Source organism: Schaalia sp. ZJ405 (assembly GCF_011038885.2).
Classification (GTDB): Bacteria; Actinomycetota; Actinomycetes; order Actinomycetales; family Actinomycetaceae; genus Pauljensenia.
Genome location: NZ_CP064952.1, coordinates 741,769 through 761,702, shown reverse-complemented (window position 1 = coordinate 761,702; position 19,934 = coordinate 741,769). Strand labels below are relative to the sequence as shown.

The window sequence follows — 19,934 nt, the reverse complement described above, 5'->3', positions numbered from 1 at the left end:
TTCACCAAGGAGGCCCTTCTCACGTGCACATCCTTGTGGAATGGGGCACGAATTAGGACGCCGTCACCGAATCCGGGTCGACACGTCCCGAAACGCCAACACCCAGAACGAAAGCCGTGCGTCGCAGGTCCTCATCCATCTGCGCAAGCAGATCGTCAAGCGAATCAAAGGCTTGCATCTCGCGGATCAACGACACGAACATCACGGCAACTTTTTCACCGTAGAGATTCAGATCCGCTCGTCCCAAGACATGCGCCTCAACCGTGCGTACTTTGCCGTCAAACTGCGGATTAGTTCCCACTGAAATAGCCGCGGGAAGAAATTCCGCGGACTGGGTGCCCGTGACGCTTCGCACCAACCAGCCGGCATACACGCCGTCGCCGGGGACAACTCCCTCAATATCTGACTGAAGGTTCGCCGTGGGGAAGCCGAGTTGTCGTCCTCGTTTATAACCATGTTCAACTGTCCCGCGGATACGGTGAAGACGACCGAGGACGCGAGCCGCTCCCCCGACATCAGAGGCCGCAAGCAATTCGCGCACCCACGACGACGACCACCGTCTCCCTTCCGGTGACTCAATGTCTGTGACCATAACGACGTCGAACTGGTAGAGGCGTCCCAGCTCCCGCAGAGTATCAACGGTTCCAGAGTTTCCCTGACCGAAATGGAAGTCCTCACCAACAACAACCTCAACGGCTCCGAGGCGCTCAACAAGGAACTCAACAACGAATTCCTCAGGGCTGAGCGTGTAGACACTGGCGTCGTAATGAGCAACGAGGGTGGCGTCCAAGCCACACGCAGCCATCGCGTCGAGCCGGTCCTGCAACGGAGAGATCAGCTGGAGATTCGCTTCGGGATAGTGCACCTGAATTGGATGCGGATCGAAGGTGACCGCAACAGCGTCAACACCGAGCCGACGTCCGCGATCCACACAGGTTGCAACGACTTTCTTATGACCGTTATGCATCCCGTCGAAGTTCCCGATGGTGACAACCGCTTTCTGGTCGCCGGGAACCTCGCTGAGCGAACGCCAAATTTTCACAGTGGTCTCCTTTGTATCCGGCACTAGAACACGAGCAGTGTCCGGAGTTTTCCGCGACGACGTTCGACGAGCCCGAGCACCTGGCTCTCAGGTGAAACAACGGCAAGAATACCGCTGTCCGTGTCCCCCGCATCGCTGCGATCCGTCGGGGCTTGGCCGTGAGCAAAGCGCCGTGCCTCGTCAGCGGTGATACGCAGCTCGGGAAACATTATGAGCGCAGCCTCACCCAGAGGAATCATCGGGAGAGCCTCGGCGCAGCCCGTCCACGTGCCGTTTCCTGCGTGTTGTCCCTCGGTTTTTTCACCCGCAGATTGAGACTCACGGGCTTTTTGCGACCTTGCCTCAAGAGAGTCGAGAGTGTGAGCATCATCAAGGGTGATCGAAGCGATCCGTGTCCGACGAAGCATCGTCAGATGTCCACCAACCCCCAAGGCCTCCCCCAAGTCCCGAGCAAGCGCACGAATATACGTTCCACTTGAACAATCAACGGTGACATCAAGATCAATGACGTCCACGCCGTCCACGGTCAGCACCCGGGGAGGCGCTGTCAGATCGAAACGGTCAATCGTCACGGGACGAGCTGCGAGCACCACGTTCTCACCGGAGCGCACTCGCGCATACGCTCTTTTCCCATTGACCTTGATCGCTGAAACAGACGACGGGACCTGCTCAATCTCCCCGCGGAACCGCTCAAGAGCCGCGTCGATCACTGCCGTCAGTTCTGCGGTGTCTCCGTCTGGCCCATTAACGAGGACGACGCCCGACTTTTCACGCTCACGGTCACCATCAGGGGCACCAACGTGGGATTTACCTGCTGAAACCGACGTGTGAGTCCCATCCGCCGACCGTGGAAGCGTCCGTTGATTCCCCTCCAGAGGGGCTGCTGGCGCATACAGTGACGAACAGCCCAGCGACGCCGTCACTTCACCCTCGGCATCATCAGTTGATGTGGCGATTCCCAGCCGAATCGTTGCGTCGTAAGATTTTGAGTCGCCACTGACCCAGGTCAACAGCTTCGTTGCCTTGCCGATACCGAGAATCACCACACCCGTTGCCATTGGGTCAAGAGTGCCCCCGTGACCGACCTTGCGCGTACCGGCGATCCTTCGGATACGCGATACAACGTCATGGCTGGTTATTCCGGCTGGCTTGTCGATCACAAGGAAGCCGGGGAATGGGTGATCTGGGCGTTTCGCCATGTGCGTCAAATCCTCAATTCACTCACCGGATCAGTCGATGGAACACGCCGCCCACTACTGGGCAATCCCCGATGTCCCAATAGCTCCAGCGGTCTGACCCCTCGCAAGGCTCGTCGCCGCGACAGACTCAGTCTTCCTCGGACAGGTCCGCAGCGTCGTCGAACTCGTCCTCGTCATTCTCGTTTTCACGATAGGGGTTCTCATCTCCGGCGTACGTTGCTCCGACCGCAGCACGCGCGATTTCTTCGTCACGCGCTTTCGCGGCAGCCAACGCGTCCTCAAGCGCAGCAGCGCTTTCCGGAAGAGCATCGAGGATGAACTCAAGCGTCGGGGTCAGTCGAATCCCCAAAGCTTTCCCCACTTCGGAACGAATGATGCCATTTGCGGAGGTGAAGGCCCGCGCTGCGCGGGCGCGCGCGTCCTCGTCCCCATACACGGTGTAGAAAACAGAGGCATGCTGAAGATCCCCCGTCACGCGAACATCCGTGATCGTCACGAACTCAAGGCGCGGATCCTTGACGCGCCGCCCCAGTAGGCTGGCGACGGTCTGGTGAATCCGATCCTCAACTTTGCGTTGGCGAGCTGCGTCAGCCATGAATCCTTCTCCTCATCACGTCGATCGGTGTCTGTGCCCACAGTGGGGTCCCACCGGCCACAGGACCGGATAGGACCCCACTGGAGGCAATGAAAATCCGCTCAGTCGCGGGCCTTTTCGCGCATCTCCCAGGTTTCAATGACGTCGCCCTCGGCAATGTCCTTGAAGCCCAAGGTGATACCGCATTCGTAGCCCTCGCGGACCTCGGTCACGTCGTCTTTCTCCCGACGCAGCGACTGGATCTCAAGGTCGTCAGCGACAACCACACCGTCGCGAACCAGGCGCGCCTTCGTGCCGCGGCGAATCGTGCCGGAGCGAACGATCGAGCCCGCGATGTTGCCGAACTTGCCAGAACGGAACACCTGACGGATCTCGGCGCTGCCCAGGGAGACCTCTTCGTAGATCGGCTTGAGCATGCCCTTGAGCGCTGCTTCGACGTCGTCGATCGCCGAGTAGATGACGTTGTAGTACTTGATCTCCACGCCCTCGGCGTCGGCCATCTCTTGGACGCGCTCGGCCGGGCGGACGTTGAAACCAATGATGACCGCGTTGTCGACGGTGGCCAGGTTGACATCGTTCTGCGTGATCGCACCAACACCGCGGTGGATGATGCGCAGAGCAACTTCTTCGCCCACATCGATACGCAGCAGCGAATCCTCCAGGGCCTCGACCGCACCGGATACGTCACCCTTGATAACGAGGTTGAGGGTGTCGACCTCACCTTCCTTGAGGACCTTATCGAAGTCTTCAAGGGACACACGCTTACGGCGCTTGGCGAGCAGGGCTTGACGTTCCGCAGCCTCACGCTTGTCGGCGATCTGACGTGCCGTACGGTCATCTGGGGCAACGAGGAATGAGTCACCCGCACGCGGAACCGAGGTCAGGCCGAGAACAGCGACCGGTCGCGAGGGACCAGCAGCTTCCACGTCGTGTCCGAACTCGTCGAACATTGCACGTACACGACCGTGTGACGAGCCAACAACGAGGGCGTCGCCCACGTGGAGCGTGCCGCGCTGAACGAGCATCGTTGCGACCGCGCCGCGACCCTTATCGAGGTTCGCTTCGATGGCAACACCGCGGGCATCCGTGTGCGGATTCGCCTCAAGTGTCAGTGCCGCATCGGCTGTTAGGAGGACCGCTTCGAGCAACTCATGAATACCCTTGCGCTGTTTCGCTGAAATATCAACGAACATGACGTCGCCGCCGTATTCTTCAGCGACGAGGCCGTACTCGGTCAGCTGCTGGCGAATCTTCGCCGGGTTCGCGTCTTCCTTATCGATCTTGTTCACCGCAACAACGATCGGAACGCTCGCGGCCTGCGCATGGTTGATGGCTTCAACTGTCTGCGGCATAACACCGTCATCGGCAGCAACCACAAGAATCGCAATGTCGGTGACCTGCGCACCGCGAGCACGCATTGCCGTGAAGGCCTCGTGACCAGGGGTATCAATGAACGTGATCGGACGCTTGACATCTTCCTGAGTCACGGTCACCTGGTAGGCACCAATGTGCTGCGTGATGCCACCGTGCTCAGAGTCAACGACATCCGTGTGGCGGATCGCGTCGAGCAGTTTCGTCTTACCGTGGTCAACGTGACCCATGACGGTGACAACCGGAGGACGGGCCTGAAGGTTCTCCATGTCATCGAGTTCTTCGGCCTCAAGGTCAATGTCGAAGGACTCAAGGAGTTCACGATCTTCGTCCTCGGGGGAAACGACCTTGACGTCGTAGCCCAGTTCCGCACCCAGCGCCTCGAAGGTGTCCTGATCAAGGGACTGCGTAGCCGTTGCCATCTCACCCAGGTGGAATAGAACGGTCACCAGCGCCGCGGGATTGACATTGATCTTTTCGGCGAGGTCGGCAAGAGATGCTCCCTGACGGATGCGGACTTCCTGGCCATTTCCGCGAGGAATCTGCACGCCGCCGATGACGGGAGCATTCTGCTGCTCGAATTCTTGACGTTTCGCTCGTTTCGACTTACGTCCGCGCTGCGACTTACCGCCGCCACGACCGAAAGCACCCGGGGTTGCTCCCCGACCACCGCGACCGCCACTGCGCGGCGGAGCGAAACCGCCACCGGCGGGAGCGCCGCCACCTGCACCGGGACCGGCTTGGCCGCGACCACCGCGTCCGCGACCACCGCCGCGGCTTGGACGATCATTACCGCCCGGCGCGGAAGCACCTGGGCGAGCAAAGTTTGCATGACCCGGCATCATTCCCGGGTTCGGACGATTGCCGCCGCCTGAATGCCCGCGGCCACCACCGGGACGCGGAGCGTTCGACGAGCCACCTGAACGTGCGGGACGTTCACGATCCGACTGCTGACGCTGACCGGGACGTCCACCGGGGCGCGGACCCGGACGTGGGCCACCGCTACCACCGGGACGCGGCATCCCCTGGCTGGAGGCATAAGGGTTATTCCCCGGGCGCGGACCTGCCGGGCGCGGACCCGGACGTGGGCCACCGCTACCACCGGGACGGGGTGCCTGGTCGCCGCGCGAGGAACGCTCAGATCGGGACGCTGGACGCGGACCCGGAGTTGGGGACGAGGACGATCCCTGACCACCCGGCTTCGGCGCCGGGCGAGCACCCGGCTTGGGGGCGGACTGTCCACCTCGCGCCGAGTCGGTGCTGGGCTTAGCTGCACGCGAAGACTTCGGTGCGGGCTTAGGCGCCCCAGCCTCAGGCGCTGGAGGTGCCGGTGTATCCGCGCTCGAAGCGGGAGCATCTACGGGCGACGCCTTCTGGGTTGAGGCTTTCTTCTTCGCCGGCGCTCCAGGCTTAGCAGACTGGGGCTTCGCGGCGGCTTTCTGGGGTTCCTCAGCCTTAGGTGCCTGAGCCGCATAATGTTCCCTCACGGAACGAACAACTGGCGGTTCAAGCGCTGAAGATGAGGCTTTGACGAATTCCCCGTTGTCATTGAGGTACGTCAAAAGCTCCTTGCTGGTGATTCCGAGCTCTTTAGCAAGCTCGTGGACACGCAACTTCTTGGCCACATTTCTCCTGTTCGGACGCGCCCCCCGGACAGGAGACGCAACTAATACTGCTGGCAGCTCATCGCTGGGTACTCATCGGGTGCCCATCGGCTTCCAACCCGCTTCCATTACTCGATTCGTCGACGCATCGTGCGTCGCTTCTTGTGCGAGATCCCCAAGCTGATCCCACACGCTGTCCTCAATGATTGGGGCCATGCGTAGGCTTCGCTGAAAACCTCGGCGTTGACGTGCACGTGAAATACACACCGCATCGGCATGCACCCACGTTCCTCGCCCCGGACGTTGGCGGTCGGGATCGACCTGAAGGACTCCCGGAGGTACCAGGACCAGTCGAATGAGCGAGTCTCGTCGTGCGCGCGTTCCACACCCCACGCATGTGCGCATCTGCGTTTCATCCCGACTCGGGGCAGGCAGCTCACTGCGCTGAGAATGTGGCACGGTCCCCCAGTCTAGTCGAGGCGATCGGATGAACCAGAATGATCCTATGAGCGACTGGTCACGTCATCAGGCATTGATGACCGCGATGGGGCACCGTCGTCTCCTGTTTCCGTATCCGAATGAATGTCAATGTGATAGTTCGTCAGGCGCGCTGCAAGGCGGGCATTCTGCCCTTCCTTACCGATGGCCAGGGACAGCTGGAAATCCGGAACAATTGCCGTTGCCGTGCGGTTTTCCACCGAATGAACAACAACGCGGGTCACGCGAGCCGGAGACAGGGAATTGGCAACGAAACGCCCCGGATCCTCAGACCAGTCAACAATGTCGATCTTCTCGCCGCCCAGCTCAGTCATCACTGCGCGCACACGCGACCCCATCGGCCCAATGCATGCACCCTTGGCGTTGATTCCTTCGCGAGTAGCCGCAACAGCAATTTTCGTTCGATGCCCCGCCTCGCGGGCGATCGCACGAATTTTCACCAAGCCCTGCTGAATCTCAGGAACTTCGCGCTCAAAAAGTCCGGCAACCAACCCCGGGTGCGTCCGAGACAGCGTGATGCGTGGACCCTTTTCTGTGCGTTCAACGCTGACGACATACGCACGGATCCGATCACCGTGGCGATATTCCTCACCGGGAACCTTCTCCGAATCCGGAAGAATCGCCTCAAAATCATCACTGACCTGAACCACGGTGATGCGGCCATCGCGTGACTGCTGAACCGTTCCCGTGATGATCTGACCCGTCCGGTCGGCAAAATCACCAAGAACTCGCTGGTCATCCGCGTCACGAAGACGCTGCATAATGACTGAACGCGCCGTTGCCTGAGCGATGCGTCCGAAGTTCTTCGGAGTGTCATCGAACTCCCCGATCGGATTTCCGTCCTCGTCCTCGTCCATCGCCATGACCGTGACGCGACCCGTCTTCTGATCGATCTCAATGCGAGCCTGGGAAATCGCCCCGGGGATATTGTGGTAGGCCTTGAGAAGGGCTTCCTCGATGGCATCGACGAGGGTGTCGAGGGACACGCCTTTTTCCGTTTCAACCATCCGCAGCGCCGTCATGTCGATTTCCATGTTCGCCTCACTCCTTGGAACCGAATTCGACGCGTGCTCGCGCCTTCTTCATCTGTGCATAGAGAATCGTAGTCGTCGTGTCATCAATGTTCAGCGTGACCGAATCCTCGCCGACATCAATGACGCGTCCCGTCACGGATTGCCCATCACGAAGTTTAACCTGAGCGAGCCGCCCCACCTGCTTGAGCCAATGCCGAGGCTGAGTCAGTTCCCTCTCAGCACCCGGCGTGGACACCTCGAGGAGATACTCCGAGTCAATCGGATCTGCCCGATCCATTTGAGCCGAAACCGCGCGCGAAACATCCGCTAAGCGATCCGCATCAACTCCGTCTTGCCCAACCGGCGAGTCAACGAACACGCGGACAACTGTGGTCCCCGACTGATTGGCGAGGATCACAGAATCCAGTTCCACTCCCAGCCCAGTGACGACCGGTTCTAGGAGGGCAAAAATTTCAGGTGAGTGCGTGGGCTGGGCCATCAATCCTCCTCAAGTCGCTCGCGTTGAGCATCATTCAATTCACGTCAGACTACAGGCACACCGATCGCCAAACCAATGCGTCGGACACGTCTGTTGATCACTCACGGTCGTCGAGCCGTCGATCAGAAGGCACTGCGTGAGCGCACCTGCCGATCCACAGTCCACGGTAGTCGGCCCACGCACCCCACGACAAGACCCAAGCGATCAGCGATCGAGACGTTTTCTCTATTGCCGAGGACGAGCGCCGCCAGCTGTGGGCGACACGGCGGGTTCTCTCCACACGTCGCCTAAGAGAAACATGACATGATTTCTCCGTGCACATCCACGTCAATTCCGCGTCTCGACTTGCCGGCCTCGCAGCTGCCTCAGCCCTGATGATTGCAGCCTGCTCCGGTCCCTTAGGTTCGTCCTCGTCCTCGTCCAACCCGTCGTCGGGGTTTGGTGCGGCCCGTGACGCAGCTGCCCGCACGGAGATCGCACTGAGCGAGCGAGTCACGGAACTGTCCTCGCTCGTTGACGCCAAACGCTGCGCAACCTGCGCAGACGCCCTGAGCACCGTTTCCGATGGGGCCCATGACAGACTCCAGGCTCTGGGAGGCGCTGGTGAGGCCGCGGCCAACAACGCTGTCCCCCTTGCCGACGCCCCCGAAAAGATCTCCGGAATCGTCTCGTGGATGATCGCGACCGCACAGCGCGACCTCAGTCACGCCGCAGACCCGTCAATTGCGAACGCAGAGCAGGCCCTTGCGCTCACGCGAATCGCTCTTGACCGTCATCGAGCAGCCAAAGAACTCGCCGCCGCTTACACGCTGGACACCGATGCGGGAATCCCCGAGGTCAGTGCGATCGCCTCGCGCATGGACCTGATTTCCCAGGGAATCCCCACAACATTCACCTGGCTCCTCAACGCCGATGACGTGAAGAAACAGTCTGTTCTCCCACCAGTTGATCTTGCCAAATCCGCTCAATCCCTCGCCGATTCCACGGAGCTTTCTCAAGCGATCAGCGTGTGGGATTGCGTTGCACAGACAACGCCGCAATCACTGCGAACTTCACTGAGCGAGGCCGAGGGCGGGGCATCCGATCCTGCGGTGTCGTCAACGGCCAGCCAGGCGAACGCCCTGATGGATCACCTCTTGACCCGTTCAGCCTCCTACCTTGAAGCCGGGGCAGCCGATTCGCGGACCCTTCGCTGCTCAGCCGGTTCTTTGCTCACCGATGGGGAAAGCACTGCCGCCGACTCTCACGACGAATCAGAATCCGCTGTGCGCGCAACGCTCGCACGCAAGGCCCTCGACGCCGACCTGTCTCTCCTGTCATCGGATGTGGCCGATATCCGTTTGATCGGTATCCGCTGCGCTTTAGAAGACATGGACCTGTGGTCCGCGTTTGGTGCCGACGGGGTTTCCCGCGCGCTCGCGCTCACATGAGGCTGACCGAGGCATCGACCAGCGCCACCGGCTCTAACGCGTCAGACGCGCCGCGATGTCATCTCCGATCTGCGAGGTCGAACGCACAAGAGCGTCCCCAGACGCCGCAGCTCGGGCACGCTCAGCCATATCAGCTTCGATCGCGTTTTCAACTGCTCGAGCCGCCTCAGCGTATCCCAGGTGATCAAGCATGAGCGCAACCGAGGCGATCGTTGCCGTCGGATCGGCCTTCCCCTGTCCGGCAATATCAGGCGCGGACCCGTGCACGGGCTCAAACATTGAGGGGTACGTTCCCGTTGGGTTGATGTTCCCAGACGCTGACAGTCCGATACCGCCGGTGATCGCCCCTGCCTCGTCAGTGAGGATGTCACCGAAGAGATTATCGGTAACAATCACGTCGAAGCGTTGCGGGTCGGTGACGAGGTAGATGGTTGCCGCGTCAACGTGGCAGTAGTCAACGGTGACATCCGGGTATTGAGCACCGACGGCTTCAACGGTTCGACGCCAGAGGTGTCCGGCGTTGACGAGGACGTTGTGTTTGTGGACGAGCGTCAGATGTCGGGCGGGCCGAGAATTGGCTTTGTCAAAGGCGTAGCGTACGACGCGTTCAACGCCGAATGCGGTGTTGACGGAGACTTCAGTGGCGATTTCATGCGGGGTGCCCACGCGGACGGCACCGCCATTTCCGCAGTACAGCCCTTCGGTTCCTTCGCGAACAACAACGAAATCAACGCCGCTGGGGTTAGCCAGTGGGCTGGGCACACCTTCGTAGTACGTCGAGGGTCTGAGGTTGACGTAGTGATCGAGTGAGAATCGCAGTTTCAGGAGAAGTCCACGTTCAAGCACCCCCGATGGGACGGACGGGTCACCAACTGCTCCCAGGAGGATCGCGTCGTGCGTCTTAATAGCTTCCAGGTCTGCGTCGGTCAGTGTTTCACCTGTGCGATGCCACCGCTGGGCACCCAGGTCGAAATGCGTTGTGGACACGGTGACATCCGGGAGCGCCGCGCTGAGGACTTTGAGACCTTCGGGAACTACTTCTTGTCCGATTCCGTCACCGGGAATTACTGCAAGCTTCATTGTCGTCATGCGTCCATTCTTCCCCGCTTCCACAGTGCGGGCGGTTTCGTCCGCTCTGTGGTCACGATTGTAACGGAGGCTGCCAGCTCGTCCTCGTTCCCAGAATCATTGACGAGGACGAGCCGCGTCCCTTGTCTCAACGCACGCGCGCCGCCACTGAAGACTTGTGGTCTCGTGGCGGCGCGCCGACAGGAGTTGCGGATCTGAACACCCTGCACTCAGGATCACGAGCGTGATCAGCGAGCAGCTGAACCCTCGGTGTAGTCCTCATCGGCCTGGGTCCAACCGAAGGCCTGACGCAGCTTCTGGCCGGTCTTCTCGATCGGGTGGGATTCTTCTTCCGAGCGCAGAGCCTTGAACTCCAGCGCACCGTTGTCCTGATCGGTAATGAAGCGACGAGCGAAGGTGCCGTCCTGAATGTCGGAGAGGACGTCTTTCATTGCCTGCTTAGCTTCGGGGCCGATGACACGTGGGCCGGACACGTAGTCGCCGTACTCGGCGGTGTCGGAGCACGACCAGCGCTGCTTCGTGATGCCACCCTCGTTGATGAGGTCAACGATTTGCTTCATCTCATGGCAGACCTCGAAGTAGGCGATCTCAGGCTGGTAGCCGGCCTCGACGAGGGTCTCGAATCCCGCCTGGATCAGGTGGGAAACGCCGCCGCAGAGGACGGCCTGCTCGCCGAAGAGGTCAGTTTCGGTTTCCTCGGTGAAGGTCGTCTTGATGACACCGGCGCGGGTCCCGCCGATTCCTTTTGCGTAGGACAGGGTCAGCGGCCATGCGTTACCGGATGCATCTACCTCTACGGCAACGACGTCCGGCGTGCCCTTACCCTGGACGAAGGATTCACGGACCTTGTGGCCCGGGCCCTTGGGGGCAGCCATGATGACGTCGTGGCCCTCGGGGACCTCGATGTAGCCGAAGCGAATGTTGAAGCCGTGCGCAAAAAGCAGGGCAGCCCCGTCTTTGAGGTTCGGAGCGATCTGTTCGGCGTAGACGAAGCGCTGCACCTGATCGGGCAGGAGGATGGAAACAACGTCGCCCTCGGCAACTGCCTCGGGAACGTCTTTCACTTCCAGGCCAGCGGCCTCTGCCTTTTCCCACGAGGAGGATCCGGGACGGAGGCCAACAACCACGTCCACTCCGGAATCCTTGAGGTTGAGCGCATGGGCGTGCCCCTGCGAGCCGTATCCAATAATGGCGACCTTCTTGGACTGGATGATCGACAGGTCTGCACCGTCGTCGTAGATGATCTCTGCCATTGTTATTTCTCCTTCAATTGATCCGTGATCGAACGTGATCCGCGGCCGATCGCCACGGCGCCCGACTGGACGATTTCTGTAATACCGTAGGGTTCAAGCGCCCTCAGCAGTGCTTCCAATTTCGACAGTGAGCCGATGGATTCGATGACGACCGATTCGGTGTGAACGTCAACGATGTGCGCGCGGAAGAGGTCAACGATCTGGAGAACGTTGGTTCGTGTCTGATCGTCGGCACGCACCTTGAACAAAATCATGCGGCGTTCCACTGAGTCCTCAGGGTGGTGTTCAACCACTTTGAGCACGTTGATCAGCTTGTTCAGCTGCTTCGTCACCTGCTCGAAGGGCTGCTCGTCAGCCTCGACGATGATCGTCATTCGCGAAACTTCCGGATGTTCAGTTTCACCAACCGCAAGAGATTTGATGTTGAATGCGCGGCGGGCGAAGAGTGCCGCGACGCGGGTGAGGACGCCGGGCTTGTTTTCCACGAGCACCGCTAATGTGTGGGTTGCAGCCATTGCTCAGTCCTCCACTTCCCAGTTCGGCGCCATGCCCTGCGCATAGCGGATTTCGTCGTTTGAGACTCCGGCGGCAACCATCGGCCACACCATCGCGTCTTTCGACACGCGGAAGTCGATGAGTACCGGACGGTCGTTGATGCTCATCGCCCAGTCGATCGCTTCGTCAACCTCGTCGAGGGTACGCACCGTGCGGGCGGCCATCCCGTAGGCTTCGGCAAGTTTGACGAAGTTCGGGATCTGATCATCACCGTCTGAGGTGTTGAGTGTTGTGTTCGAGTAGCGCTGTCCGTAGAACAGGGACTGCCATTGACGCACCATCCCCAGGACGCCGTTGTTAATGAGCGCAACCTTGATCGGGATGTTGTTGACCGTGCAGGTCGCCAGTTCCTGGTTTGTCATCTGGAATGAGCCGTCGCCATCAATCGCCCAGACAACCTTGTTGGGCTGGCCCACCTGGGCTCCCATTGCTGCGGGCACGCAGTAGCCCATCGTGCCCAGTCCCGATGAGGAGATGAAGTGGCGCGGGTTGTTATGTTCAATGAACTGCGCGGCCCACATTTGATGCTGGCCAACTCCTGTGACGTAAATGGCATCGGAGCCAACTTTGTTGGAGAGGTGAGCGAGCACTTCCTGGGGAACAAGTTTTCCGTCCTCGGCAGGGGCCCACCCCATTGGGTAGCGTTCGCGCAGTCGGTCAAGGTAGCGCCACCATCCTGACAGATCGGCAGCTCCCTGCTGAGCTTTGAGCACAGCCACTTCCTCGTTGAGTGCGCCGAGCGCTGTTTTGAGGTCACCGACGATCGGGATATCTGCGAAGCGATTCTTCGAGATTTCCGCGGCGTCAATGTCGATGTGGACAACGCGGGCACGCGGGGCAAAAGAGTCAAGTTTTCCGGTGACTCGGTCGTCGAATCGGGAGCCGAGGGCGACGATGAGGTCTGCACGTTGGAGGGCACCCACGGCGGCAACGGTTCCGTGCATGCCGGGCATCCCGAGGTTGTGAGAGTCGGAATCGGGGAACGCACCTCGCGCCGTCAACGTGGTGACAACGGGAGCGTTTGTCAGCTCAACGAGGGTTTTGAGATCCTGTGTTGCTCCCGAGCGAATCATGCCACCGCCGACGTAGAAGACGGGAGCTTGGGCTTCGATGAGTGCGCGAGCCGCAGCTTTGACCTGTTTCTTATGAGGTTTCGCGCCGATCCGGTATCCGGGCAGGTCAAGTGCGGGCGGCCACGCAAACTCAAGGGTTCCCGTCTGAGCCGATTTGGTGACATCAACGAGGACGGGGCCGGGGCGGCCTGTTCCGGCCAGATGGAAGGCTTCGGCCAGACGAGCGGGAATCTCCTGGGCGTCGGTGACGAGGAACGCGTGCTTTGTCAGCGGCATCGATGCACCGACAATGTCGGCCTCTTGGAAAGCGTCGGTACCGATGAGCGAGGCACCAACCTGGCCGGAGATGACGACCATCGGAATGGAGTCCATGTTTGCGTCGGCCAGGGCGGTGAGAATGTTGGTTGCCCCGGGACCGGAGGTGACGATTGCGCACCCAACTTTCCCTGTAGCGATGGCATATCCTTCGGCGGCGTGGCCTGCACCTTGTTCGTGACGTACAAGGATGTGGCGCAACGAGGTTGACGCCATCAGTGGGTCGTAGGTTGGAAGAATCGCGCCACCGGGCATTCCGAAAACGTCAGTGACACCGAGCGCTTCGAGACTGGCAACGATGGCCTCAGCACCCGTCATGGTTTGTGTGTCGGCAGTGTCTTTCACCGCGAGGTCCTCTCCGTCTGTGTGGATGAATCCCATGAAAAAATCCCCTCCGCGACCGTGGCGTTGGGGATAAGGCGTGCGATCCACCCGTAGTTCACTCGGCAGGAATCGCACGCCCGGGTACGATGACCAGGACGTCAATTTCTGCAAGGTGAATGTTGCGCACGTATGTAACGGTAGGCCGCTGACGATGAGTGATCGGATCCGTCTCATACTTCGGACCTCGGTATTCCCTGCAGGTCACCCGTGGAGCGCCTACGCCCCTGCGATGACGCATCGTGATCTATCGTCGATCGATTGTCCCCCTGCCTCTTGCTTGTGATGCTCACATCACATTGATCGCGTTTAGGACGATGGACACCGTTAGCGTTCCCGCCGACCTGCCATACTGGCCTGACATGGTGTTTTCCCTCCGAGCAATGGAGTCTTCGACAGTGGAAACTGTATTTCATTTACTGGCAGAACAGCCGGTGCTTTTCCTCTTCCTCCTCATCGGTTTTGGCATGGCCGTCGGCCATATCAAAATCAAGGGGATTGGCCTTGGTGCAGCTGCCGTTTTATTCCTCGCAATTGCCTTATCCGCATGGGCTCAGTCCTACGACATCGAACTGCGCGTCACCCCTCAGATCGGAACTCTGGGCCTGACGCTCTTCACATTCGCCATTGGTGTCAACTCCGGTTCGTCGTTCTTCCATAACCTGAAGAAAGCCATCGGACCGCTCCTGACGTTGGTCGCTCTCTACATCATCGCCGCAATAGCGGGCCTTTTCATCGGCAAAGCGATGGGCATGGACATTCCATTGATCGCCGGTACTTTCGCGGGAGCTCTCACGAACACTCCCGCCCTCGCGGCGGCAGGTGAAGCCTCCGGGGCACTTGACCGAGCAACGGTCGGCTATTCGATTGCGTACCTCTTCGGTGTCATCGGGATGCTCGCCGCAGCTATGGCTGCCCTGTCCTACGGAAAGAACGACAAGGACGTCCCCTCACCACTGGCAAACCGCACGATCCGAGTTGAACGCCAGGATCACCCCTTCATTGGTGATATCTACGAGAAACTTGGCGAAAAAGTGACGTTCTCACGTCTGCGTCGCGGTGAGACGGGGCCGATTTCCCGACCCTCGATGTCGGATACGCTCGACCCGGGTGACCTTGTCACTGTTGTTGGCCCCCGTGAAGTCGTTGCACGTGCAGCTACTGAACTTGGTCACGCATCCTCGCACTCGCTCATGCAGGACCGTTCCTACTTGGATTTCCGTCGCATGACGATCTCCTCCCCCGAGATTGCCGGCCGCACAGTTGGCTCGCTCAACATGGCGCAGAAGTTCTCCGCGACCATTTCTCGTGTTCGCCGCGGTGACATCGACATGGTTGCCGAACCTGACCTCGTTCTTCAGCAGGGTGACCGCGTCCGCGTTGTTGCTCCGACCTCGAAAATGAAGGACATCACGAAGTTCTTCGGCGACTCAGCTCGCGGCCTCTTCGATCTCAACCCCATCGCCCTGGGTATCGGTATGGCGTTGGGCATCATGATTGGTGAGCTTCCGATCCTTACGCCCTCGGGCGATTACTTCTCCATCGGTTCCGCTGCTGGAACACTGATCGTTGGGCTGATCTTCGGACGGATCGGACGCATCGGCCCGGTCGTCACCGCACTGCCATTCACCGCGAGCCAGGTTCTTGCTGAGCTCGGTTTGCTTGTCTTCCTCGCTCAGGCGGGGGCAAACGCTGGTGGTCAGATCGCGAATGCTTTCACCTCCGGCGACTGGATCCGTATCTTCATCTTGGGATTCCTCATGACGTCGATCATGGCGGTCGGCTTGTACTGCACGATGCGGTGGATCTTCAAGATGGGTGGCACGCAGCTGGCTGGTTTGCTCGGTGGCGCACAGACGCAGCCCGCAGTCCTTGCCTTCGCCAATGGCCGCACGGGTTCGGATCCTCGCGTGGCTTTGGGGTATGCCCTGGTTTACCCCGTCGCGATGGTCGGAAAAATTGCCGTCGCCCAGATCCTCGGTGCTTTGTGATGGCCTGATCTGCGGGTTTTCACCGCTTCTTGCCTCACCGTTACTCCCCGGTTTCTCCGTGACTTTGCGTCACTGAGAAACCGGGGAGTGTTCTTTCTGTCCATCCACGTGCCTGGGCTCATCATGTGTCGCCCAGCAAATCGCCACACTCATTTCTCTTCATTTCTCCCTAGTTTCCCTGTAACCTGTGGATTGAGTGGCAACGACGCCCTCACCTGGCCGGGAGATTGGACAACTCATCATGAAGAGATTCAGTTCGTTTGCCTGCGCAATACTCTTTAGCGCAGCATCACTCATCGCTCTCCCCACACTGGATCTTTTCGTGGCGGTTCTTTGGATCACGAAACAATGAACCACCGCGACCATGTACCCACTTTTAGGCAAGAGGCCTTCGTGTTCCCACACAACAAACGATCTGGACCAATAGTATGCAGCGTCAGAGACTAAAAATAGCCAGCATATTGGTGACTATCGCTTTTCTCGGTGCGTGCACAGCGCAGCACGAGGCAACCCCAATCGAGCTATATCGGCCAGATGCGGAAAAGCTCCATGCAGAAGTTCAGGATGTTGAGCCTACAGCCACAATTCTCGCCGACGGTGTCATCACCGAATCTGAGATGACTGAACTGAAGAACACAATCATTCAGTGCGTTGCTGACCGCGGATTCCATCTCAGCTTTGGATCTCAGTTCAACGACTTCGCTGTCCGAGACAACGAGTTCGGCGAGTCTGGAATGGACGCTCTAAATACGTGTGACGAGGAACTGTTCTACAGCGACACAGAGTCGATTTATTTCAAGATGACAACGAATCCCACAAAGCTTCCACATGAGCAGGTCATTATCGATTGTCTCATCCGTAATAAAGCCGTAGAACCGGTTTACACGAAAGAGCGCTACCACAAGGACATAATTGACTGGATCCACCGCAAGAACGCCGAGGGTAAGCAACCAATCGAAGGCATTCCCGGCGAAGCACTGACATATATCGGTGATCCAGAAAAGGGACTCGATATATACCTTTCCTGCGTACGCAATCCCGCATACTCATCCACGGAAACATCGCAGTCCTAACTCATCACCATTTATTGTTCGCTTCACAGTTTCAGGCCCGCAATGCAAGGAGGAATTCTCAATGACGTGGTACCGCAAGCTCCTGACAGCTCTCGGCATCCTGATCGCAGTGGGTTTCGGCATTGCCGCAGGTGCCTGGCTATTTCGACCGGTCCACCCCGAAGGCCTGGAACGTTCAGTTGACAACCAGCACTCCCCCGTGACCTCACGCGCCGTTGACGACAAGCGCGCCGTCCAACTCACAGTGACCCAGGGCAGTGAAATCGTTCTATCCTCCGCCTCAACGGGCCTCGTCACGGATTTAGCATGTTCTCCCGGTTCTGAACTCACCTCCGGGGAATCCGCCCTCAGCGTGGACGGGAGCCCCGTCTTCGCCCTCGCCACCGCTACTCCCCTGTGGAGAGAGCTGAGCGAGAACGACACCGGCGAGGACGTCACTGCCTTGCAGACGGAACTTCAACGCCTGGGCTACAACACCTATCCCAGCGGACGGGTTGGTCCCTTAACACTTCGGGCGGTGGCTCTACTCCTGGGCGTGACCGAACAGGAAGCCGCTGATTTTTCAACGATCTCTCCCGAACGTTTCCTCTGGATTCCCGCTCCCAACGTCACCGTCGCCCAGTGCCACACCCAGGTCGGTCGCACTCTCTCCCCGGGTGACGAGATCGCCACCTTGACGAAAACACTCAGCCTTGCGCGCATATCGGAGATGCCCAAGAACCTGCTTGCGGGTGAACACGTCCTCTCCGTCGGTTCCGTGAGTCTTCCCATTGACGAGGACGGCGTCGTCACCGACGCGGCAGCTCTGAACCTCTTGCAGCAATCACCGGAATACAAGGCGTGGACGGCGTCCAGTAAAGAGCATCCCGGTTTACCACTGAGTGCACAGCTGACCTTGAAAGAGCCACACGAAGTGCATCTTGTGGCACCCGGTGCAATTTATAACATTAGCGACACCAGCGGATGCGTCAACGACGGCGGCAATGCCCGAGCAGTAACGATCGTCTCCTCGGAGCTTGGTCAAACATTCATCACCTTTGACGACGGTCAACCCGCACCAAAGTCCGTGCTGATGGCCTCAGAAACGAGCCCCCAGTGCAAGTAATCTTCGAGGGTGTGGGACATCGTTTCCCCTCTGGTCCGTGGTTGTTTCGGGGTCTGACAAAAACCTTGACCCCAGGTGAGGTCTATGCCCTGGTCGGACCATCAGGCTCAGGGAAATCAACTCTTCTGTCACTCATCGCTGGGTGGGTTGAGCCAGCCGAAGGGGAAATCCGTATTTCCGGTGAAGGGCGCACGTCGTGGGTCTTTCAGAACCCGCATGGGACCGCGCATCGAAGCGCACTGGATCACGTTGTTCTCCCGCTGCTTTCTCGGGGACTCACTCGGTCAGAGGCCGAGGAGGAGGCGCTGGGGATCCTCTCAACGTTCACGCTGGCAGATGTTGCCCACCAGCCGTTCTCATCACTTTCGGGTGGGGAAGCTCAACGCCTCATGCTTGCGCGTGCCGTCGCATCCGAGCCGGCGTTATTTCTCATTGACGAGCCCACCGCGCAGCTTGACCTCCACACACGCCAGGAGGTCAACGCTGCGATTGCGCGCCTGGCCAACATGAAGACGATCGTCGTTGTTGCGACACACGACCAGGAGACGCGTGACATGTGCACCTCTGTTCTGGATCTGCGTCACTACCAGGATCTCGACGAGAGGCGCGCTCCCTCGCAAAGCTCGACATCGGTCCTGCCTAACTCCCCCACTCGCGGATTGGAGGGTGGCGCATGAGGTGGTCATCCATCTGGTCGGAGGCACTGCGTAACCTGGTTTCTGGAACCAGTCGGGCACTGACGTGGGTCCTCGTTCTCAGCTGCGTCACCGGTGTGTCGATCATTGCTGAGCTTTTCCAGGCACACGATGTCACCGTTGCCGCCCGTACCTACGTCAACTCCGGTGCGTCAATCACTGTTCTCGATTCCCCAGGTCACATTGACGGCCTCTCATGCGAAGCCCTGAATTCCGTTGACGGGGTGCGTGCAGCCGGTGCCCTCAGACACGAGCAGGAACAACGCCTCACCCTCTCCGCGCTGCCATCTGCTCCCATCCCCCTCGCGAGCGTCACCGCGTCATTCCCGCAAGTGCTTCACGCCGACGTATCACCACTGCCGGGTGTCATCCTGTCTGATCAGATCACGAAGTCTGTTCCAGCTTCCCCTGGTTCCGTCATCGCAACAGCCGACGGGGATGTCACGGTAGCGGGCCTGTACTCATACCCTGATGACGGACGCGCAGCTGGCTACGGATACCTGGTTTTGACACCAACAACCGCGAAAGAGGCATTCGACGAATGCTGGGTTGATATCTGGCCACAGAACGAAGCCACACAGAATCTCATCTACATGGCGCTGATTCCCAGCGACCCTTCCGACAGCAAACCAACACAGAAACTGCAACTCAACACCACACTGGGGGCATCATTTTCCGGTCAAGCACAGTTCGATAGCCGCATCACCCGCTTCCTCCCAGTCATTGTCGGAACCGTCGCGCTGATCATTGGGTTCCTTTCGGTGCGCACTCGTCGCCTAGAGTTCGCCTCTGCGCTTCATGCAGGAGTGTCCCGAAAAGACATGCGACGGATCATCGCGTGCGAATGCGGGACATGGATCGGCGCGTCCGTCCTCGTCAATGAAGCAATCACGTGGATCACGATTGCCGCCTTGGGAGCTTATAGCGACGGATCCCTGGCGGTGCTTGCCCACAGGATGATCTGGGCGGCTCTCGTGGGGGCATGCGCCGGGGTGACTCTTGCGTGGCTTGCCACCAGAGAAAAGCAACTGTTCCGTTACTTCAAGAACAGGTAAGGGGACGAGGACGAGGCCGCCGCCACCTCACAGGAGCTGGGCTTTCTTCGGCAAAACGTCGAGACAGAGTTGTGTCGCCGCCTTCAATGGCACCCACG

General features: G+C 59.4%; 17 protein-coding genes. 6 read left to right on the top strand and 11 right to left on the bottom strand.

Features of this window, described 5'->3' with window-relative positions; all coding sequences use genetic code 11:
- Positions 1-52 precede the first annotated feature (52 nt).
- From G7Y41_RS03120 to rimP, 7 genes are all read right to left on the bottom strand, one after another.
- The gene (locus G7Y41_RS03120) at positions 53-1,042 is read right to left on the bottom strand and encodes a bifunctional riboflavin kinase/FAD synthetase (protein WP_165315232.1); all 990 of its coding nucleotides are present in this window, start codon (positions 1,040-1,042) and stop codon (positions 53-55) included.
- 23 nt (positions 1,043-1,065) lie between these two features.
- A complete protein-coding gene (locus G7Y41_RS03115; RefSeq protein ID WP_165315233.1) occupies positions 1,066-2,241 on the bottom strand; it encodes a tRNA pseudouridine synthase B in 1,176 nt (391 codons plus the stop codon).
- A gap of 127 nt (positions 2,242-2,368) precedes the next feature.
- Positions 2,369-2,836: a 30S ribosome-binding factor RbfA gene (rbfA, locus tag G7Y41_RS03110; protein ID WP_165315234.1), complete on the bottom strand. Its 468-nt coding sequence runs from the start codon at positions 2,834-2,836 to the stop codon at positions 2,369-2,371.
- A 101-nt stretch (positions 2,837-2,937) separates the two neighbouring features.
- On the bottom strand, positions 2,938-5,820 hold the full coding sequence (gene infB / locus G7Y41_RS03105) for a translation initiation factor IF-2 (protein WP_196819562.1): 2,883 nt from the start codon (positions 5,818-5,820) through the stop codon (positions 2,938-2,940).
- 84 nt (positions 5,821-5,904) lie between these two features.
- Positions 5,905-6,216, bottom strand: coding sequence for a YlxR family protein (locus tag G7Y41_RS10200; protein ID WP_165218431.1), 312 nt, complete (start codon positions 6,214-6,216; stop codon positions 5,905-5,907).
- A 98-nt stretch (positions 6,217-6,314) separates the two neighbouring features.
- The gene (nusA, locus tag G7Y41_RS03095; protein ID WP_165315237.1) at positions 6,315-7,343 is read right to left on the bottom strand and encodes a transcription termination factor NusA; all 1,029 of its coding nucleotides are present in this window, start codon (positions 7,341-7,343) and stop codon (positions 6,315-6,317) included.
- A 7-nt stretch (positions 7,344-7,350) separates the two neighbouring features.
- Entirely contained in the window at positions 7,351-7,821 is a 471-nt protein-coding gene (rimP, locus tag G7Y41_RS03090; protein ID WP_165218435.1) for a ribosome maturation factor RimP, read from the bottom strand.
- Between the two features lie 314 nt (positions 7,822-8,135).
- Between rimP and G7Y41_RS03085 the strand changes: the two genes are divergently transcribed.
- On the top strand, positions 8,136-9,251 hold the full coding sequence (locus tag G7Y41_RS03085; RefSeq protein WP_165315238.1) for a hypothetical protein: 1,116 nt from the start codon (positions 8,136-8,138) through the stop codon (positions 9,249-9,251).
- A 33-nt stretch (positions 9,252-9,284) separates the two neighbouring features.
- On the opposite strand, the gene G7Y41_RS03080 is transcribed toward G7Y41_RS03085, so the two are convergent.
- The 4 genes from G7Y41_RS03080 to G7Y41_RS03065 all read right to left on the bottom strand — a co-directional run bounded on the left by G7Y41_RS03080 (position 9,285) and on the right by G7Y41_RS03065 (position 13,917).
- Positions 9,285-10,340: a 3-isopropylmalate dehydrogenase gene (locus G7Y41_RS03080; RefSeq protein ID WP_165315239.1), complete on the bottom strand. Its 1,056-nt coding sequence runs from the start codon at positions 10,338-10,340 to the stop codon at positions 9,285-9,287.
- A 227-nt stretch (positions 10,341-10,567) separates the two neighbouring features.
- A complete protein-coding gene (gene ilvC / locus G7Y41_RS03075) occupies positions 10,568-11,593 on the bottom strand; it encodes a ketol-acid reductoisomerase (protein ID WP_165218444.1) in 1,026 nt (341 codons plus the stop codon).
- 2 nt (positions 11,594-11,595) lie between these two features.
- The gene (gene ilvN, locus G7Y41_RS03070; protein ID WP_165315240.1) at positions 11,596-12,108 is read right to left on the bottom strand and encodes an acetolactate synthase small subunit; all 513 of its coding nucleotides are present in this window, start codon (positions 12,106-12,108) and stop codon (positions 11,596-11,598) included.
- A gap of 3 nt (positions 12,109-12,111) precedes the next feature.
- Positions 12,112-13,917 (bottom strand): acetolactate synthase large subunit, encoded by a 1,806-nt coding sequence (locus G7Y41_RS03065; protein ID WP_165218449.1) that lies wholly within the window; start codon positions 13,915-13,917, stop codon positions 12,112-12,114.
- 383 nt (positions 13,918-14,300) lie between these two features.
- Here G7Y41_RS03065 and G7Y41_RS03060 point away from each other — a divergent pair, with 383 nt between their 5' ends.
- The 5 genes from G7Y41_RS03060 (at position 14,301) to G7Y41_RS03040 (ending at position 19,836) form a co-directional block, all read left to right on the top strand.
- Positions 14,301-15,908, top strand: a complete 1,608-nt coding sequence (locus tag G7Y41_RS03060) for an aspartate:alanine exchanger family transporter (RefSeq protein ID WP_442984259.1) — start codon at positions 14,301-14,303, stop codon at positions 15,906-15,908.
- A gap of 464 nt (positions 15,909-16,372) precedes the next feature.
- Positions 16,373-16,981 carry a hypothetical protein gene (locus G7Y41_RS03055; RefSeq protein WP_165315241.1) on the top strand — a complete coding sequence of 203 codons (609 nt, stop codon included), beginning with the start codon at positions 16,373-16,375 and terminating at the stop codon, positions 16,979-16,981.
- Positions 16,982-17,042: 61 nt separating this feature from the next.
- Positions 17,043-18,086 (top strand): peptidoglycan-binding domain-containing protein, encoded by a 1,044-nt coding sequence (locus tag G7Y41_RS03050; protein ID WP_165315242.1) that lies wholly within the window; start codon positions 17,043-17,045, stop codon positions 18,084-18,086.
- Positions 18,087-18,097: 11 nt separating this feature from the next.
- A complete protein-coding gene (locus tag G7Y41_RS03045) occupies positions 18,098-18,763 on the top strand; it encodes an ATP-binding cassette domain-containing protein (protein WP_231367357.1) in 666 nt (221 codons plus the stop codon).
- Entirely contained in the window at positions 18,760-19,836 is a 1,077-nt protein-coding gene (locus G7Y41_RS03040; protein WP_165315244.1) for a hypothetical protein, read from the top strand. Before G7Y41_RS03045 ends, G7Y41_RS03040 begins: the two co-directional genes overlap by 4 nt.
- Positions 19,837-19,934: the final 98 nt, after the last annotated feature.

Excerpts from the sequence above, each read along its gene's own strand:
- G7Y41_RS03115 (WP_165315233.1), bottom strand. The coding sequence starts at position 2,241 with ATGGCGAAACGCCCAGATCACCCATTCCCCGGCTTCCTTGTGATCGAC.
- rimP (WP_165218435.1), bottom strand. The coding sequence starts at position 7,821 with ATGGCCCAGCCCACGCACTCACCTGAAATTTTTGCCCTCCTAGAACCG.
- rbfA (WP_165315234.1), bottom strand. The coding sequence starts at position 2,836 with ATGGCTGACGCAGCTCGCCAACGCAAAGTTGAGGATCGGATTCACCAG.
- nusA (WP_165315237.1), bottom strand. The coding sequence starts at position 7,343 with ATGGAAATCGACATGACGGCGCTGCGGATGGTTGAAACGGAAAAAGGC.
- G7Y41_RS10200 (WP_165218431.1), bottom strand. The coding sequence starts at position 6,216 with ATGCGCACATGCGTGGGGTGTGGAACGCGCGCACGACGAGACTCGCTC.
- G7Y41_RS03060 (WP_442984259.1), top strand. The coding sequence starts at position 14,301 with ATGGAGTCTTCGACAGTGGAAACTGTATTTCATTTACTGGCAGAACAG.
- G7Y41_RS03065 (WP_165218449.1), bottom strand. The coding sequence starts at position 13,917 with ATGGGATTCATCCACACAGACGGAGAGGACCTCGCGGTGAAAGACACT.
- G7Y41_RS03080 (WP_165315239.1), bottom strand. The coding sequence starts at position 10,340 with ATGACGACAATGAAGCTTGCAGTAATTCCCGGTGACGGAATCGGACAA.
- G7Y41_RS03040 (WP_165315244.1), top strand. The coding sequence starts at position 18,760 with ATGAGGTGGTCATCCATCTGGTCGGAGGCACTGCGTAACCTGGTTTCT.
- ilvN (WP_165315240.1), bottom strand. The coding sequence starts at position 12,108 with ATGGCTGCAACCCACACATTAGCGGTGCTCGTGGAAAACAAGCCCGGC.
- ilvC (WP_165218444.1), bottom strand. The coding sequence starts at position 11,593 with ATGGCAGAGATCATCTACGACGACGGTGCAGACCTGTCGATCATCCAG.
- G7Y41_RS03050 (WP_165315242.1), top strand. The coding sequence starts at position 17,043 with ATGACGTGGTACCGCAAGCTCCTGACAGCTCTCGGCATCCTGATCGCA.